The sequence below is a fragment of the Rahnella sp. Larv3_ips genome (assembly GCF_003697865.1).
GTDB lineage: Bacteria > Pseudomonadota > Gammaproteobacteria > Enterobacterales > Enterobacteriaceae > Rahnella > Rahnella rivi.
The window spans coordinates 225,458-243,267 of sequence record NZ_MJIB01000008.1 but is presented as its reverse complement, the minus strand read 5'-3'; the positions used below and the strand labels follow the sequence as shown (position 1 = coordinate 243,267).

Sequence of the window (17,810 nt, the reverse complement as noted above, 5' to 3'; positions counted from 1 at the left end):
CGGCGGTTCAGCACGTGCTTGCCAGTGTGGTGGGGATCATCACCCCGCCGCTGATTATCGGCTCGGTTCTCGGGCTGAACGCCTATTTACCTTATCTGATCAGCATGTCGCTGCTGGCTTCCGGCATCGGAACCTTTCTTCAGGCGCGCCGGTTTATGTCGGTTGGTGCGGGCATGATTTGCCTGCAGGGCACCAGCTTTGCTTTTCTGGGGGTGATCTTGTCCGGAGGGCTGCTGGTGAAAAGCCGTGGCGGATCCCCCGAAGACATTATGGCGATGATTTTTGGTGTGAACTTTGTGGCAGCCTTCATTCCGCTACTGGTCAGCCGTTTTATTGGTCAGATGCGCCGGGTTTTCACCCCGCTGGTGAGCGGTACCGTTATCGCGCTGATTGGCATCAGCCTGATTAAAGTCAGCATTACTGACTGGGCTGGCGGACACGGCGCGGCGAATTTCGGCGCACCGGTCAATATTGGCCTTGGGGCGCTGACGCTGCTGGTTATCGTCGCCTGTAACCGAATCAACGTGCGCTGGGTGCGTCTGTCTTCCATCGTTTCAGGCATCGTGGTGGGCTGCGTTGCGGCGTACCTGAGCGGGCATCTGCCACTGAAACCGCTACAGGGGGACTGGTTTGCGCTGCCGCAGTTATTCCGCTTCGGCTTCAGGTTTGACTGGATCATCTTCGTTCCTATCGCGCTGGTATCCTTTATCAGCATTCTGGAAGCGGTTGGGGATCTGACCGCAAACTGCATGCTCTCGCAGCAGCCGATTGAAGGGGAAAGCTTCCGTAAACGCCTCAAGGGGGGAATTCTGGCGGACGGCGTCAGTTGTATGATTGCGGCGATGTTTTCGTCATTCCCGAACACCACGTTTGCGCAGAATAACGGCGTGATCCAGATGACCGGCGTCGCCAGCCGCTATGTCGGCATGTACATCGGCGGCGTTTTAGTTGTGCTGGGGTTGTTCCCGTTTATCGGCGGCATTCTGCAGCAAATACCCGCGCCGGTGCTGGGCGGGGCGACGCTGGTGATGTTTGGCAGCGTGGTGGCTGCGGGCATCCGCATCATGACCCAATCGCCGGTAGGACGCCGTGAAATGCTGATTATCGCCATTTCATTCGGTATCGGCCTGGGCATTGAAGCGGTACCCGAAGCGCTGGGGCAATTCCCGCCGATCGTCGGCAATATCTTTGGGCATGCGGTCACCAGCGGCGGTGTTGTCGCCATCCTGCTCAATTTACTGATGCCCGCTGAACGCGTCAGCGTGCTCGCAGAGGAAATGAAAGTTCACTGATACACCGCGCCTGCGCCCCTGGATCAGCAGACAGGGCATAACTGAGCTGACTCACTTTTTGAAGTTACCTTCGGACCAAAAAAGGACGTCAGATATGTCAGAGCAACGCACGTGGATCAAAAATCCGCTGGCTGTTTTTACCTCAAACATCCTGGAAGCACGCGGGGGCATTGTCATCGAAGGCGCGAAAATCGTCGAATTGCTGCCCCCCGGCCAGCCACCTTCACAACCGGTGGATCATATTTTTGATGCCTCAGAGAGTGTTTTGCTACCGGGCCTGATTAACACCCACCATCATTTTTATCAGACACTGACCCGGGCCTGGGCGCCCGTGGTCAATGTGCCGTTATTCCCGTGGCTGAAAAAATTGTATCCGGTCTGGGCGCGTTTGCAGCCTGAAGCGCTCGGGCTGGCAAGCCGCGTGGCGATGGCCGAACTGTTGCTGTCTGGCTGCACCACCACCACAGATCACCATTACTTGTTTCCGCAAGGGATGGAAGAGGCCATCGATGTGCAGGTGGACGTGGTCCGGGAACTGGGCATGCGTGCTTTACTGACGCGGGGCTCAATGAGCCTCGGTGAAGCGCAGGGCGGGCTGCCACCGGAACAGACGGTTCAGTCGGGCGAAACCATTTTGCGCGACAGTCAGCGGTTGATTGACCGCTATCACCAGCGCGGCGAAGGGGCATGGATGCAGATTGCGCTGGCGCCGTGCTCGCCTTTTTCCGTCACGACAGAAATCATGCGCGAAAGCGCCCGGCTTGCCCGGCGGGAAGATGTCCGTTTACACACGCATCTTGCGGAAACGCTGGATGAAGAGGCGTTCTGCCTGAAGATGTTTGGCCTGCGCACGGTGGATTATCTGGAAAGCGTCGGCTGGCTGAGTGACCGGACGTGGCTGGCGCACGGAATTCACTTTAACGACGATGAAATCCGCCGTCTCGGCGCGGCGGGAACCGGCATCTGCCATTGCCCGGTGTCGAACATGCGGCTGGCGTCCGGCATGTGTCCGACGCGTGACCTGGAGGCCGCAGGCGTGCCGATTGGACTGGGCGTTGATGGTTCGGCATCAAATGACGCCTCGAACCTGATGTACGAAGCGCGGCAGGCACTGTATCTGCAACGCCTGAAATACGGTGCGGAATATGTGACGCCGGAAAGAGTGCTGGGCTGGGCGACGCGGGGGTCAGCGACGCTTATCGGGCGTGATGATATCGGACAGATCGCGGTAGGCAAGCAGGCCGACCTGGCGCTGTTTAAACTCGACGAGTTACGTTTCAGCGGCAGCCATGATCCCATTGCCGCCTTGTTACTGTGCGGCGCGGAGAAAGCCGATCGCGTGATGGTCGGCGGAAAATGGCGCGTCATCGACGGCCAGATTGTGGATATGGATATGGCATCACTGATATCACGACACCGTAAAGCCGCGGCGGCGCTGATCGCAGATCTGTAAACTCAGGGCGTAAAAAAGGGCAGAGAAATCTGCCCTTTTAGGTTTATAAATCGCCCGGCGAACGCGAGCTTGTACCGCTGCGGCCACTGCCGCTGCTGCTGGTAAAGGTCGCGTTGTTGCCATTTTGTGCGCGGTGCAATGTTTCCATTCGCACCTGGAATGGCGGGAAGGGCAGCGTAATGCCGTGCTCGCGGAATCCGGCCAGAATCAGCTGATGAATTTCGTGGCGCAGGGGCATACGGTGCGCCATTTCAGCGGCATGCATACGCAATTCGAAAATCTGGATCCCCTGCTGTAAATCCACCAGATAGGCTTCCGGCACCGGCGTGTCGATCACCAGGGAGCAGCGGTGCGCGGCGTTGAGCAGGATTTCAGTCACTTCTTCACTGTTGGCTTCCGACGGAGCCGGTACGGTCAGTACCACACGCGTCACGGAATCCGACAGCGACCAGTTGATGAACTGCTCAGTGATAAAGGCCTTGTTCGGCACGATAATCTCTTTACGGTCCCAGTCGGCAATGGTCGTGGCACGGGTGTTGATCTTAGTGATGCTGCCCGTCAGGTTGCGGATCGTCACGGTATCGCCGATACGGATCGGTTTCTCGAACAAAATGATCAGGCCGGAAATAAAGTTGGCGAAAATCTCCTGCAAACCAAATCCAAGCCCCACACCCAGCGCGGCGACTAACCATTGCAGTTTTGCCCACTCGATGCCAATGAGCGAGAAGCCCACCAGCCCGCCGATCAACAGCAGCACATATTTGGTGATGGTCAGTACGGCGTAACCGGTGCCCGGCGTCAGATCCAGATGTTGCAACAGCGCCAGTTCCAGCAGCGCCGGTAAATTACGCACCAGCTGCGTGGTGATGATCAGCACTAAAATCGCGATCAACACCGATCCCAGCGTGATCGGCTGCATGCTCTCAACGCCCTGAACGGTGGACGCCACCTGCCAGAGATGAATATTTTCCAGGAATGAGAAGGCCGAATGGATCTCCGACCACAGGAAGATCACCGAGATCAGCGCGATAAGCGTCAGCAGCGAACGCACCAGACGAAGTGACTGCGCGGAGATGGCATCCAGATCGACGACCGGCTCTTCAATTTCAACCGTACCTTCGTTACTGCTGTTGGCGTGATTCGCGTCTTCTTCGCCACGGGCGCGCTGATTGAGCATTTCGGCCCGACGCTGTTTGGCGCGTTCAAAGGCAATGCGGCGTCGCTGAATCAGCATCCAGCGGCGGATGATGTGATAAATCACCAGCAGCACAAACCAGATGGCGACCGAGGTTTCCAGACGTGCCAGTAATGCCTGTGAGGTGGCGAGAAAGCCCATCAGTGAGGCGAGTGCCGCCACAATCGGCGCGCCAAGCAGCATCCACCACAGCGTATTGTTGAGCATGTTCTCGCTGTTCCCTTTTTTATCAAGGTACAGCGGGATCCCCGCACGTTTCAGGCTGTGAGTGACCAGCGCCACCACCAGACACAGAATGACGAAGCACAGACGGCCCAGGGTGTTGGAGAATTCGCGGTCATTGAGATTATCGAATGTAATCAGCGCCATGATAAGCGGCACTATCACCCAGATAGACAACGCGTAGTAGCGCAACGCGCGGGAAACGGCGCGCTGCGGCCAGCCGAAGTGGGTGACAAACAACCCCTGAGGATGCGCCAGCGCCGCGCTCACCATGAACGCCCACAGAATCGGCAGTGTTGCGGTCACCCCGTCGCCAATCGCCACGGCAATCGGATATGGCCAGGCGCTTTGTAGCCCGAAGCCGAGAGCCGCCCACAGCACCGGCAGCGGCATCGCCACCAGAATCGACCAGAATACCGTGCGCATTGTCAGCGAGAAGTGATCCTGCGTGACTTTGCCGACTTTGCTGCTGGCTCGCGCCAGGAAGGCGTAATAGTGCTTACGGGAGCTGATGCTGATAATGACCAGAATCAGTGCGCCAAACAGCGGCAGCAGGGTTTCTTTGCTGGTGACCATCATCATCGATGCGCCGCCGAGTTGGCTCAGGGAATCGAGCGACACCAGGCGTTTCACGTCATGCGCCAGCATGACAGGGTAGGAAAGCCCGACCGGGCTGACGTCGGCCACCCAGAACAGATAACGGTGCGCGGCCTCATGAACGTCATTGAGCGCTTCCACCAGCTGGCTGTTGGCGACTTTCAGCTTGGTCAGTTCGAGAATCTGCGTATCACAGCCTGAGAGCAGTGAATTGAGCAAATCGCGCTGGGTGCGAAGCTGCGCGTCGAGAATTTTTTGCTGCGCAGCCGTCAGCGGTTTGCCGTCGTCCTGACGCCCCTGGCGGTAAACCGCCTGCTTATCGAGTAAATCTTCATAGTGCAGACGCTGAACGCGCAACTGACCCATATCGCGGTCGAGCTGTTGCGGTTTTGGCATGTCCGGCAGACGGGAAACCTGCGCCCGCAGCGTTTCACCTAACAGATTGGATGCGCCCAGCCACTGTGCCTGTTCGCGAATGGTATTGATCGCCTGACGCACCTGCTGCGTTTGCGCGGCGGCCTGACGCTGCTGGGAGGAGATCAAATCCATCCGCTGCGCCTGCTGATTTAACGCCAGCGACAGTTCACGGTTGGATTGCAACTGCTGGCTGATGGAGTGGGGCAATTCGCCGCTCTGTTCCGCCAGCAGCTCGGTTTTTTCAAGCGCCTGTTCCGCTTCACGCTGGCGCTGATTGTTCAGCGTATTGCGCAGAGCCTGCAGTTGCTGATCGAGATAATCGGCGCGCTTCTTGTAGAGATCGGCGCGCATCCGCGACAGCTCCTGCCGGTTATTGGAAGAAAGCTGTGCGAGTTCAAGCTCATCCACTTTCGCCTTGCGTGCGGCAGATTCGGCCTGCAGTGCACTCAGCTGGGCTTGTGCGAGGATGGACGATGTGGCCGCCGCAGTGGCTGACTGGATCCGCTGATCGATGTCGCCGAGCGCGTTACGCGCTTCCGACTGTTGCTGCGGGATTTGGCTGAGCGAGTCGCTGATATCGCGGGAGCGATCCTGCTCCTGGCGGAGCTGGCGGGTTTCTTCCAGTTGCTGGCTGCTGATTTGCAGAATTTGCTGGTCGAGCTCGGCGCTGGATAAATCTGTGCTGATCGCCGGCGGCTTTTCGGGCTGATTTTGCAGTTCCTGACGCAAAGACTGCGTCAGTTTAGGAAAGTCATCGATGACTTTTTGATATTCCGCCGTGCGCCCGGCAGAGACTTTCGCCTCATTCAGCCAGTTGAGGGCGCTTTGCAGCGCCTCAACAACCTGCGCCTGGTTGGCCATTTCTTTATTGGCTTCCGCCTGTTTCAGTTCCTGTTTGAGCTGATCTTCAGTCGGTGCGGCACCTGCCATGAGCGGCAGAGACAGCAGTAAACTCATCAGCAAGGCGGGGATCAGGCGCACTCGGTCACATCCTTTTTTCAGTTCTTTTCGTCAGTTCAGGGCGAAATCAGAAGTCTTTAGGGACTTGCGGTTCAGCCGTTGCCACACCTGCAGGTACTTCAGGCACTTCAGTTGCTTGAGTAACTTCAGGTATTTCAGTTACTTCAGGCGCTTCAGGCACTACTGCGGATGCACGCAGCGCTTCGGCGAAAGGTTCGCCCATGCGGGTTACGGTACCGTTGCTCAGGTTCGGCATGAAGCGAATCTGACTGGCGGTAAACAGGTTGATCACGGTGGAGCCCAGTTTGAAACGGCCCATTTCCTGGCCTTTTTCCAGCGCGATGGCGCCTTCTTCACCGGCAGCAGGGTAGGTCCAGCGCTTGATGATGCCTTCGCGCGGTGGCGTAACGCAGCCCGCCCACACGGTTTCGATGCTGCCGACAATGGTCGCACCGACCAGAATCTGTACCATCGGACCAAATTCAGTATCGAACACGCTGATGACGCGTTCATTACGGGCGAACAGGTTAGGGACGTTGGCGGCGGTCAGCGGGTTCACTGAGAACAAATCGCCCGGCACATAAATCATTTCGCGCAGAACGCCGTTGCACGGCATATGCACGCGGTGATAATCACGGGGTGCCAGATAGATTGTGGCGAACTGACCCCCCTGGAACTTCTCGGCCAGCTGATAATTTCCCGCCAGCAACGCTTCGAGACTGTAAAAATGGCCTTTTGCCTGGAACAGCTTGCCGTCAGTGATCGCACCCAACTGGCTGACTGCACCGTCGGCAGGCAGGCAGAGCATATCCAGACCACTGACAACAGGGCGCGCGCCGTCACGCAGTGGGCGAACAAAGAATTCATTGAACGTCGCGTAAGATTTGATATCCGGATTTTGTGCTTCTTTCATGTCCACGCTGTAAAAGCGCGCAAAGGCTTTAATGACCCAATGGGTCAGCGTGGCTGCACGTTTTTCCGCACCCCAGCCCGCCAGACGGGTCAGACCTTGTTTAGGAAGTAAGTATTGAAGTTTGATTTTGATACTGTCCAGCACGGGAAAAACCTCTTGGATGGTATGAATGGCCGGCATGACCGGCCATTTTGCAGGGGACCGTCCATCAGCGGGACGGTCACACATTGTATGATTGCGCAGGAGCCTGTTAATCGACGCCGATTGTAACGATGAGAAATCAACGGTTCAACTTCCGTTAATCTCACTCGTTTCTGATTTGCTCATGAACTCAACGGGTTAACGTTAAAGTGCGTCGAAGTTTTTACGCGTTTTTACGTCTTCCATACTTTCCAGAATACGATGGTAGTTGTCGAAACGCTCTTCAGCGATGTCGCCACGGTCTACGGCATCACGGATGGCACAGCCCGGATCGCTGCCATGTTTGCAGTCGCGGAATTTACAGTAGCCGAGGAAAGGACGGAATTCGACGAACCCCTGAGTGATCTGCTCTGGCGCAAGGTGCCACAAGCCGAATTCACGTACGCCGGGGGAGTCGATGACGTCGCCGCCGCGCTGGAAGTGGTACAGGCGCGCCGCGGTGGTGGTGTGCTGGCCCAGACCGGAGTTGTCTGACACTTCATTGACCACGATCTGTTTCTCTTCCGGCGGCAGTAAGGCGTTCAGCAGGCTGGATTTCCCCACACCTGACTGACCGGCGAAAATGCTGATGCGGTCGGTCAGTGCGGTTTCAAATGCAGGCATGCCTTCACCGGTCTGGCTGGAGACTTCGAGTACGCGGTAGTTAATTCTGCGGTAGATATCCATCATACCTTCGACGAACTTACGGCCTTCGTCGTCAAGCAGATCGATTTTATTGAGCACAATCAGCGGCTCAACTTCAACGGTTTCGCACGCCACCAGATAGCGGTCGATGATGTTCAGCGACAGCTCTGGCAAGATGGCGGAGACAATGACGATCTGGTCAATGTTGGCGGCGATTGGTTTCACGCCGTCGTAGAAATCTGGGCGGGTCAGCACGGATGTGCGTTCATGCACTGCTTCAACGATACCTTTGACGCTGGTGTTCTCGCCGGCGCGCCATACAACGCGGTCACCGGTGACCAGAGAGCGAATGGTACGGCGGATATTGCAACGGTGCTGGCTGCCGTCGGCCGCTTCAACGTCCGCATGCATCCCGAAACGGCTGATGACAATGCCGTCCTGCGGTTCGCCGTGCAGAGAATCGTCCAGCTCTTTGCGTTTGTCGGTCTGAGTCAGACGACGCTGGTGGTTAGTCTGAACGCGACGTTGTTGCCCTTTAGACAGTTTTGATTTAGTCACTGCGCCTCACTTAACTGGCTTTAATCGCTCGGTGCGACCAAAACGACTATGATACCAGCTATTTTATATTAATTGCCCGAATGACGGAGATCTCCGTCAACTCTCTACTTTAACAGGACACATCATGGCTGCTAATGACTCGAACTTAATCTGGATCGACCTGGAAATGACCGGTCTGGATCCTGAACGTGACCGTATTATTGAAATCGCCACGCTGGTGACCGACGCGCATTTAAACATTTTGGCCGAAGGCCCGGTGATGGCTGTGCATCAGTCTGATGCGCAACTGGCGCTGATGGATGACTGGAATGTGCGTACGCACACCGGCAGCGGTTTGGTTGACCGTGTGAAAGCCAGCCCGTTTGATGACAATGCAGCACAGCTGAAAACCATTGAGTTCCTGCGCGAGTGGGTGCCGGAAGGCAAATCGCCTATTTGTGGCAACAGCGTCGGGCAGGATCGCCGTTTCCTGTTTAAGTACATGCCGGAGCTGGAATCCTATTTCCATTACCGTTATCTGGATGTCAGCACGCTGAAAGAGCTGGCGCGTCGCTGGAAACCGGAAATACTGGGCGGCTTTAAAAAGCAAAATACCCACCAGGCTCTGGATGATATTCGTGAATCCGTAGCTGAACTGGCGTATTACCGCGAACATTTTATTAATCTCTAAAAATACCTGAAATCTTTTTTATTGCGCCGCGGAACACAAAACCGCCGGGTTTCGCCGCTTAAATCGCCGCTTTGATGGTTTAATCGGCACTTGAACGAAAAATTCATTTTTTTGCTTTCAGGGGGTTGCGGCTAAAAGGATTTCTCGTATAATGCGCACCCCGTACCGATGAAGAATTTCGTTGAGTGCGCAGAGCGGGAATAGCTCAGTTGGTAGAGCACGACCTTGCCAAGGTCGGGGTCGCGAGTTCGAGTCTCGTTTCCCGCTCCAAATTTTTAAGTTGTGAAGATTTAAAGAGTTAAGACGTAAAAAATGCAGTGCCATGCGACGCGGGAATAGCTCAGTTGGTAGAGCACGACCTTGCCAAGGTCGGGGTCGCGAGTTCGAGTCTCGTTTCCCGCTCCAAAAAATTTCAAATGCTGTAAGTTTACAGCCGATGCACCTAGCATCTCAAAGCGGGAATAGCTCAGTTGGTAGAGCACGACCTTGCCAAGGTCGGGGTCGCGAGTTCGAGTCTCGTTTCCCGCTCCAATTTTCATCTTCAGTACACAATCATTTCCTGTCAGTTCCCCCATGCATAATTCGTGCGTGATTAATACGATCCTTACACGATTTGTAGTAATGTTTTAAACAGACTTATCCACAGGTTTAGCTGTTTTTTTAAACTGTCTGTTTTTTGCACCCTCCATATTGCCAATTTGTAATCACTTGTTTTAAAACAAAATAAATTTATAACGAAACGTTATGGTGATCACTTGCTCTTTTTTTTGCACTTGATTGGCAAAGCATTTTTATTTTTATGCACAGAAAATCTGGCTTTTTAATCTGAGCGCTTCACGACGCGTTATGCATCCCGCGGCAAACCTTTTTCCACCGCGCGGATCAGTCGTTTCTGCTGTGATGTTTGCACTTCGACCCGATGTTCACTTCTTCTTTCCACTTGTTGCCGGATGGCCCAGTCGATATGTTCATCGAGCAACACATTTTCACCTGCCCGTGACTGCAACGCATTCAACACCTCTTCCGAGTACGGCGCATTGCCCAGCGCCACAGAAATATTACGCAGCCAGCGCAGGTGGCCAATGCGTCGGATGGGTGAGCCTTCGGTAACGCGCAAAAATTTCTCTTCCGTCCAGGTGAACAGCGCTATCAGTTCCGGCGCATGCAGCGCGGCGCGCGGGCTGAAATCCTCTTCATCCGTCAGCTGCGAATAACGGTTCCACGGACAAATCAGCTGACAGTCGTCACAGCCATAGATGCGATTGCCCATCATTGGCCGGAATTCCTCTGGTATCGCACCTTCCAGCTCGATGGTCAGATAGGAAATACAGCGACGGGCGTCAATGGTATAAGGCGCGACAATGGCGCCGGTCGGGCAGGTGGTGATGCAGGCGACACACTTTCCACACTTCTCTTCCTGCGGCTGATCAACGGGCAGGGGCAAATCAATCAGCAGTTCGCCGAGGAAAAACCAGGAACCGGATTCCCGGTTCAGAATAAGTGAGTGTTTACCAACCCAGCCCAGTCCGGCTTTCGCAGCCAGAGGGCGTTCCATCACCGGAGCAGAATCAACAAATGGCCGGAATGCCACCTGATGATCAGATTGTTGTTCCGTGCAGTAGGTCTGAATCATGTCGCCAAGCTTTTTCAGGCGCTGACGAAGCACTTTATGATAGTCACGACCCAGCGCATAACGGCTGACGTAGCCGAGTTGCGGGTTGTTAAGGGTTTTGGCAAAGGCAGCGTTGGCAGGCAAATAGTTCATGCGCACGCTGATCACCCGCAACGTACCGGGCAGCAGTTCATGTGGACGGGCGCGCAACATGCCGTGGCGCGCCATCCAGTCCATCTCGCCATGATATTGTTTATCAAGCCAGTCCTGCAGTCTGGGCTCTTCTGCAGATAAGTCTGTATCGCAGATGCCAACCTGCTGGAAGCCTAGCGATTGGCCCCATTGCTTGATATGTTGAGCCAGTTGAACGAGATCGAGAGGGAGTGTCATGACGAACCAACGTGAAAAACGAAACGAGGCGAGTTTACCACATTCCGTCTTTTCTGCTGACTGGCTGCGTCAGAATGAAGGTCATGCTGCGCAGGAAACGGGGATTTCTCTGTTTTCGCTGATGCAGCGTGCAGCACGCGCGGCTTTTTCGCTTGCTCAGCGTGAGTTTCCGCAATCGCGACACTGGCTGATTTTATGCGGCCACGGAAATAACGGTGGCGACGGTTTTGAAATGGCGCGTCTGGCGAAAAGCGCGGGTATACGCGTGACGCTGCTGGCCGTCGAAGGCGGTAAGCCCTTGCCTGACGAAGCGGAAACCGCGCGTCAGGGCTGGCTGAAAAGTGGCGGCATGGTTAACCCGGCAGATTCTGCCTGGCCGCACGACGCCGATCTGATTATTGATGGCCTGCTCGGTACCGGTTTATCCTCCGCGCCGCGCGCCCCTTATGACGCGTTGATTGATGCTATCAACGCGTCGTCATTGCCTGTCCTCTCTCTGGATATTCCTTCGGGTCTGAATGCGCAAACCGGCCAGGCCGCGGGTAAAGCGACAGAGGCCACGCACACGGTCAGTTTCATTGCCCTGAAGCCGGGTTTGCTGACCGGGCAGGCGCGCGATTACACCGGCAAATTACACTGCGATGCCCTGGGGCTGGAAAGCTGGCTGGCTGGACATCGTGCAGTGTTACAACGGCTTGATGCGTCACAATTAAGCACCTGGTTGCATCCGCGACGCCCGTGTTCTCATAAAGGCGATCATGGGCGTTTGGTGGTGATTGGCGGAGATACCGGCTTTGCGGGCGCGATCCGCATGGCGTCGGAAGCCGCGCTGCGTGCCGGAGCCGGATTGGTGCGAGTGCTTACTCACAAAGAACACGCAGGCCCCTTACTGACCGCCAGACCTGAACTGATGGTGCAGGAACTCAGCGCGGAGTCGCTTGATGAAGCGCTTGAATGGGCGGACGTGGTGGTGATTGGGCCGGGGCTGGGCCAGAAAGCCTGGGGTAAACAGGCGCTGGAGCGGGTGGCAAAATGCGAGAAACCGGCCTTATGGGACGCCGATGCGCTGAACCTGCTGGCAATCACACCGGAGAAACGGCAAAATCGGGTGTTGACGCCTCATCCTGGTGAAGCCAGCCGTCTGCTCGGTTGTACCGTGAAGGAAATTGAGAGTGACCGCTTACTTTCTGCCAGGAAACTGGTTGAGCAATACGGTGGCGTGGTGGTGCTTAAAGGCGCCGGCACACTGATTGCCACGGAGCAGGGTGAGATGGCCATTGCCGATGTAGGAAATGCCGGTATGGCATCAGGCGGTATGGGTGACGTGCTTTCTGGTATTATCGGCGGCCTGCTCGCTCAAAAACTGAATATATTTGATGCGGCCTGCGCGGGAACGGTGGTTCACGGCGCTGCCGCAGACGAAATCGCCCGGCAGCAGGGAACGCGCGGTATGCTGGCGACTGATCTTTTAGCGGTGATTGCCCCGTTAGTTAATCCAGACCTGAAGAAATCGATATCACTGAATGAATCAACTTAATATCTCATTACCCGACGAAGCGGCGACGCTGCAACTAGGTGCTTCACTGGCGAAAGCTTGCGAGGGCTCAACGGTTATCCATCTCTATGGCGATCTGGGTGCCGGTAAAACCACCTTTAGCCGGGGTTTTCTTCAGGCATTAGGGCATCAGGGTAATGTGAAAAGCCCGACTTACACCTTGGTCGAGCCCTATCAGCTGGAAAATATCGCGGTGTATCACTTCGATTTATACCGTCTTGCCGATCCGGAAGAGCTCGAATTTATGGGCATTCGCGATTATTTCGCGCAAGACGCCATCTGTCTGGTCGAGTGGCCGCAAAAAGGTGAGGGCGTGTTGCCTGAACCTGATATCGAACTGACGCTGGACTATCAGCCTCAGGGGCGTACGGCGACGCTGGTGGCCGTTTCTGAATCTGGCATAAATTTGCTGCATCGTGTTCAACAGCAAGGATGATCACGCGATGAATTCACGTATCACTTCTCTCTTTTCTACAGCGACGATGTTTTTATCGGCGCTGATGCTTTTTGCCGGACTGACGTCGTCCGCCGTTTTTGCGGCCGGCATGAAAAACATCAATGTTTCCAATGGTCCATCGCAATCTACCGTCACCATTACCTTTGACGGTTCGCCTGATTATTCCTTTTTCCCGCTGCATAATCCTGAACGCGTGGTGATGGATATTCGTCAGGATGGCGTGATGAAAGGTTTACCGCTGACCTTTAACGGACAGAATCTGGTGACGCGCGTGCGCGCCAGTACCCCGCCGAACGCGCAAAGTCAGCGTCTGGTGTTTGAACTGAATCAAAAGGTCAGAACCAACGCCACCAAACAGAAAGATGGCAGCCAGTACACCGTGGTGCTGACCATGAATGCGTCGGCTCCGGCACGCCAGAGCGCGCCGGTTACCGTGGCAACGAACACGCCTTCGCCAAACGCAGGCAGAATAGTCACGCCTTCCGCGAAATCAAATCCGTTTACCAATGATAAAACCACGGTTGCTTCGACGGCCGTGGCGTCAGACAACTCGCGTTCTTCCACGATCTCCACCAGCGACAGCAAAATCATTGTCGCCATAGATGCCGGACACGGCGGGCAGGATCCGGGCGCTATCGGCGCGGGTGGCCTGAAAGAGAAAAACGTGACCATCGCGATTGCCCGTAAATTACAGGCGATTTTAAATGCTGACCCGATGTTCCAGCCGGTATTAACCCGCGACGGCGATTACTTTATTTCCGTGATGGGGCGTTCTGATGTGGCGCGTAAGAAAAATGCCAACGTGCTGGTGTCTATTCACGCCGATGCTGCGCCAAGCCGCAGTGCGCGCGGGGCATCCGTCTGGGTGCTGTCTAACCGTCGCGCCAACAGTGAAATGGGTAACTGGCTCGAGCAGCACGAGAAACAATCCGAACTGCTGGGCGGTGCGGGGGATGTGCTGGCGAATACCGCCTCTGACCCGTATCTGAGTCAGGCCGTGCTGGATTTGCAATTCGGCCATTCACAACGCGTCGGTTATGACGTCGCCACCCGCGTATTGCGCGAACTGCGCAGCGTCGGTTCGTTGCATAAAGCGAAACCTGAGCACGCGAGTTTAGGGGTGTTGCGTTCGCCGGACATTCCTTCCCTGCTGGTGGAAACCGGCTTTATCAGTAACTCAACTGAGGAGCGGCTGCTGGGCAGCAGCGCGTACCAGGATAAAATTGCGAGGGCCATTCACGTCGGTCTGCGTAATTATTTCCAGTCGCATCCGATACAAAACGGCCCAAAGGTCGAAAACCGTCCGCTGCTGGCCTCATCAGCAGCGGCGGTAGACAGTAGCGCAAAGACCAGTAATCAGCCGGGCCCGATTGAAGTGACGGCCGGTGCAGCCGGTGCCACGCAGATCCACAAAGTGACCCGTGGCGAAACCCTGACGGGGATTGCGAACAGTTACGGTACGACCAATGCGGCGCTGCGCGATCTCAACAAACTGAAAAAAGACGGTGTCTGGGTCGGCCAGCGATTGAAAGTTCCCGCAGGTACCCGCACATCTTCTGTCACCGGCGCGTCGGCCTCGACGGCGAAAGCCACGAAAAAACCGTCGAAACATACCGTCAAACGCGGCGATACGCTGTCGGCGATTGCCAGCAAATACGGTGTCAGCATGACGGAAATTAAAACGGCGAACCACATGAAGTCTGGCGAGGTACAGCTCGGCCAAACCTTAACTATTCCACAGTCTTAACGGCGGTCTGACAGACCGCTTTCCACAGGAGCCGCTATGCCGATCAAGGTACTGCCCCCGCAACTGGCTAATCAGATAGCCGCGGGTGAAGTTGTCGAAAGGCCGGCTTCCGTGGTGAAAGAGCTGGTGGAAAATAGCCTTGATGCCGGAGCCACGCGCATTGATATCGATATCGATCGCGGTGGTGCCAAGCTCATCCGTATTCGCGATAACGGCTGCGGAATAGGCAAAGATGATTTAGCGCTGGCGCTGGCACGTCACGCCACCAGCAAAATTACCTGTCTCGACGATCTGGAAGCGATTCTCAGCCTCGGATTTCGTGGCGAAGCGCTGGCGAGTATCAGCTCTGTTTCACGTCTGATTCTGACCTCACGCACCGCAGATCAAAGTGAAGCCTGGCAGGCTTACGCGGAAGGGCGCGATATGGCGGTGACGGTGAAACCGGCGGCGCATCCGCAGGGCTCGACCGTCGAAGTGCTGGATCTGTTTTACAACACGCCCGCCCGACGCAAGTTTATGCGCACCGAGAAAACCGAATTTACCCATATTGATGAAGTCGTCCGCCGGATCGCACTGGCGCGTTTTGACGTTTCCGTCAATCTGAGTCACAACGGCAAACTCATCCGGCAGTACCGCGCAGTGAAAGATCCCTCCCAGTCATCGCGGCGTCTGGCCAGCATCTGCAGCCCGACGTTTGTTGAACATGCACTGGAAGTCGAATGGACTCACGGTGATTTGGGGATCCGTGGCTGGGTCGCCGATCCAGCCGGATCGCGCAGTCTCACCGATATGCAATATTGTTATGTGAACAACCGCATGATGAAAGATCGCCTGATTAATCATGCGATCCGTCAGGCATACCAGGATCAGTTAAAAGACGATCAGCAGCCTGCGTATGTGCTGTATCTGGATGTCGATCCGCATCAGGTCGATGTGAATGTGCATCCGGCCAAACACGAAGTGCGGTTCCATCAGTCCCGGCTGGTGCACGATTTTATCTACCAGGCGGTGATGTCGGTATTACAACAAGCCGGCAATCCTGTTCTGGCACAACAGCAGACCCAGGAAGACGCACCGCGCTGGCAACCGGAGAATCGTCAGGCCGCTGGCGGTAATCATTTCTCACAACCCGCAGAAAAACCGGTGAACTCGCAACGTGAAAAGCCAGCAGCGCGTGAGAACGTATTTCCTGAAACGTCCCGTGCCAGCCATCCGCGCGAACCCATTAGCCACAGCAATGAACCGGCATATAACCGCTCAGAAGGTAAAGCCTATCAACGGTTGTTGCAGCCTTCATCCGACGTATTCTCCTTGCAGGAACCTGCGCCCGACGCGGCACAGGCCGCTAAGCCGGTAGCGCCGGCGGCTCGTACACTCGCTGAACCGGCTCTGGAATCGCATAGCCAAAGTTTCGGGCGTGTCCTGACGGTGTGTGCGGCAGAATATGCGTTGCTCGAAAGAGGCAAACAACTGGTGATGCTGGCGTTACCTGTCGCCGATCGCTGGCTTAAATGGGCACAGATGACGCCACCTGATGAAGGGTTACGTCCGCAGCCCCTTTTGATTCCACTGAAGCTGACAGTCAGCAAAGATGAAATTGCCGTGCTGGCAAAAAATCAGCCGCTTTTACAGCATTTTGGTTTAGAAATGTTCAGTGAGTCGCAGCGTGTGACGGTACGCGCAGTACCTTTACCATTACGCCAACAAAATTTACAAAAGTTGATACCCGACCTGTTAGATTACCTTGCTGTTCAGCAGGAGGTGACTTCTGATGCGGTAGCTATGTGGTTTGCCCGCCACTGTGGCTGCGAGCACGAGGTCTGGACCATTTCCCAAGCCATACAATTACTCACGGATGTTGAGCGTCTTTGCCCGCAGTTGGTGAAATCACCTCCGTCCGGACTTCTGCAACCTCTTGATTTACAGCCCGCGCTGGCGGCTTTTAAGCATGACTGATTCTGAAAAACACTCCGCTCCCCCGGCGATCTTTATTATGGGGCCGACCGCATCCGGTAAAACCGCACTGGCGATGTCGCTGATGAAACATCTTCCGGTTGAACTGATCAGTGTCGATTCCGCACTTATCTATCGCGGAATGGACATCGGTACTGCCAAACCCACAGCGGAAGAGCTGGCGGATGCTCCCCATCGTCTGATTGATATCCTTGATCCTACCCAGGCCTATTCGGCGGCAGATTTTCGAGCTGACGCTTTGCGCGAAATGGCAGAAATAACTGCACGCAATAAGATCCCGTTATTGGTGGGTGGGACTATGCTTTATTTCAAGGCGTTGCTCGAAGGGTTGTCACCTTTACCGCAGGCCGATGCCGCCGTGCGTGAGCGCATTGAAAAGCAGGCGGAAGAGCAGGGCTGGAACGCGTTACACGATCAGTTAAGCGAGATTGATCCGGTTGCCGCTATGCGAATTCATCCGAATGATCCGCAGAGACTGTCCAGAGCACTGGAAGTTTTTTATATTTCGGGTAAAACTTTAACGGAACTGACTAAAATTTCGGGTGAAACGTTGCCCTACCGCGTTCACCAGTTTGCGATTGCTCCAACGCGCCGTGAATTATTACATTCGCGGATTGAGGAACGTTTTAGTCAGATGTTGTCCAATGGTTTTGAAGACGAAGTCAGAACGCTGTTAGCTCGGGGCGATTTGCATACGGATTTGCCTTCCATTCGCTGTGTCGGCTATCGCCAGATGTGGTCCTATTTATCTGGTGAATTCGATTACGATGAAATGGTTTATCGTGGTGTTTGCGCGACACGACAGCTGGCCAAACGTCAGATGACCTGGTTACGAGGGTGGGATAACGTGGAATGGCTGGATTCCGAAAAGCCGGACGATGCCTTAAGCCGTGTAATTCAGGTTGTTAGTGCATAGGTTGGGTGATTGTGTACAATTGATCAGTACTCAGCGCGCAAATTTTTTATGTGATTT

The 17,810-nt window shown here is 55.2% G+C and carries 12 protein-coding genes and 3 tRNA genes; 11 read left to right on the top strand and 4 right to left on the bottom strand.

The genetic code is table 11. The features are described 5' to 3' along the window. Window positions 1-1,292, top strand: a 1,292-nt coding sequence (locus tag ED901_RS14400) for a nucleobase:cation symporter-2 family protein (RefSeq protein ID WP_162997874.1), incomplete at its 5' end; no start/stop codon positions are given. Window positions 1,293-1,386: 94 nt separating this feature from the next. Further along, window positions 1,387-2,745, top strand: a complete 1,359-nt coding sequence (locus tag ED901_RS14395) for an 8-oxoguanine deaminase (RefSeq protein ID WP_122096297.1) — start codon at window positions 1,387-1,389, stop codon at window positions 2,743-2,745. Between the two features lie 43 nt (window positions 2,746-2,788). Here the strand turns inward: ED901_RS14395 and mscM are convergent, their stop codons facing one another. The 3 genes from mscM to rsgA all read right to left on the bottom strand — a co-directional run bounded on the left by mscM (window position 2,789) and on the right by rsgA (window position 8,432). Continuing rightward, window positions 2,789-6,157 carry a miniconductance mechanosensitive channel MscM gene (gene mscM / locus ED901_RS14390; protein ID WP_122096296.1) on the bottom strand — a complete coding sequence of 1,123 codons (3,369 nt, stop codon included), beginning with the start codon at window positions 6,155-6,157 and terminating at the stop codon, window positions 2,789-2,791. A gap of 46 nt (window positions 6,158-6,203) precedes the next feature. After that, window positions 6,204-7,193, bottom strand: coding sequence for an archaetidylserine decarboxylase (asd, locus tag ED901_RS14385; RefSeq protein ID WP_056782524.1), 990 nt, complete (start codon window positions 7,191-7,193; stop codon window positions 6,204-6,206). Window positions 7,194-7,394: 201 nt separating this feature from the next. After that, window positions 7,395-8,432 (bottom strand): small ribosomal subunit biogenesis GTPase RsgA, encoded by a 1,038-nt coding sequence (gene rsgA, locus ED901_RS14380; protein WP_056782492.1) that lies wholly within the window; start codon window positions 8,430-8,432, stop codon window positions 7,395-7,397. Between the two features lie 124 nt (window positions 8,433-8,556). Between rsgA and orn the strand changes: the two genes are divergently transcribed. The 4 genes from orn to ED901_RS14360 all read left to right on the top strand — a co-directional run bounded on the left by orn (window position 8,557) and on the right by ED901_RS14360 (window position 9,633). Then, window positions 8,557-9,102, top strand: coding sequence for an oligoribonuclease (gene orn, locus ED901_RS14375; protein ID WP_056782491.1), 546 nt, complete (start codon window positions 8,557-8,559; stop codon window positions 9,100-9,102). A gap of 194 nt (window positions 9,103-9,296) precedes the next feature. After that, window positions 9,297-9,372, top strand: a tRNA-Gly gene (locus ED901_RS14370). A gap of 59 nt (window positions 9,373-9,431) precedes the next feature. Further along, a tRNA-Gly gene (locus ED901_RS14365) sits at window positions 9,432-9,507 on the top strand. 50 nt (window positions 9,508-9,557) lie between these two features. After that, window positions 9,558-9,633 (top strand) — tRNA-Gly (locus ED901_RS14360). A gap of 313 nt (window positions 9,634-9,946) precedes the next feature. Here the strand turns inward: ED901_RS14360 and queG are convergent. Next, window positions 9,947-11,104 (bottom strand): tRNA epoxyqueuosine(34) reductase QueG, encoded by a 1,158-nt coding sequence (gene queG / locus ED901_RS14355; protein ID WP_122096295.1) that lies wholly within the window; start codon window positions 11,102-11,104, stop codon window positions 9,947-9,949. On the opposite strand from queG, the gene nnr reads away from it, so the two are divergent. Genes nnr through miaA form a run of 5 tightly spaced genes read left to right on the top strand, consistent with a single transcriptional unit; the run spans window position 11,103 to window position 17,753 of the window. After that, window positions 11,103-12,641, top strand: coding sequence for a bifunctional ADP-dependent NAD(P)H-hydrate dehydratase/NAD(P)H-hydrate epimerase (nnr, locus tag ED901_RS14350; RefSeq protein ID WP_122096294.1), 1,539 nt, complete (start codon window positions 11,103-11,105; stop codon window positions 12,639-12,641). The two genes, queG and nnr, sit on opposite strands and share 2 nt — an antisense overlap. Continuing rightward, window positions 12,628-13,095 (top strand): tRNA (adenosine(37)-N6)-threonylcarbamoyltransferase complex ATPase subunit type 1 TsaE, encoded by a 468-nt coding sequence (gene tsaE / locus ED901_RS14345; RefSeq protein WP_056782488.1) that lies wholly within the window; start codon window positions 12,628-12,630, stop codon window positions 13,093-13,095. The genes nnr and tsaE overlap by 14 nt, the downstream gene beginning before the upstream one ends. A 7-nt stretch (window positions 13,096-13,102) precedes the next feature. After that, window positions 13,103-14,863: an N-acetylmuramoyl-L-alanine amidase AmiB gene (amiB, locus tag ED901_RS14340; RefSeq protein WP_122096293.1), complete on the top strand. Its 1,761-nt coding sequence runs from the start codon at window positions 13,103-13,105 to the stop codon at window positions 14,861-14,863. 36 nt (window positions 14,864-14,899) lie between these two features. Next, on the top strand, window positions 14,900-16,819 hold the full coding sequence (gene mutL, locus ED901_RS14335; RefSeq protein ID WP_122096292.1) for a DNA mismatch repair endonuclease MutL: 1,920 nt from the start codon (window positions 14,900-14,902) through the stop codon (window positions 16,817-16,819). After that, window positions 16,812-17,753 carry a tRNA (adenosine(37)-N6)-dimethylallyltransferase MiaA gene (miaA, locus tag ED901_RS14330; RefSeq protein WP_122096291.1) on the top strand — a complete coding sequence of 314 codons (942 nt, stop codon included), beginning with the start codon at window positions 16,812-16,814 and terminating at the stop codon, window positions 17,751-17,753. The genes mutL and miaA overlap by 8 nt, the downstream gene beginning before the upstream one ends. Window positions 17,754-17,810 lie beyond the last annotated feature (57 nt).